A 247-nucleotide genomic window follows, 5' to 3' on the forward strand; every position below is an offset into this window, starting at 1 on the left:
ACCAGCACGAAGACCAAAATAGGCGCCACGGCCTGCAGCGCGGCAATGAATAGCTGCCCAAGTAGCGCCACATCGCTGGCAATGTTCGGGACGAATAGGGCCAGCAGCACTCCAGCGCTAATACCGATCACGATTTGCGGGATAAGTCCCAGCCGTAACACGGGCCGAAAAACGGCGGTAGCGGTGGCGATCATTGCGCGACTCTCAGGTGGTAGAGGGTGGTAAGCGATGCGGTGGTGACCGCCAC

Annotated in this window: 1 pseudogene; it reads right to left on the reverse strand. The window is 59.9% G+C overall.

What is annotated here, in order from left to right:
- Positions 1–194, reverse strand: a pseudogene (locus V0R37_RS22970) (serine/threonine transporter SstT); the annotation flags it as partial.
- Positions 195–247 lie beyond the last annotated feature (53 nt).

The organism is Pollutimonas rozaliensis, assembly GCF_048751585.1.
GTDB lineage: Bacteria > Pseudomonadota > Gammaproteobacteria > Burkholderiales > Burkholderiaceae_B.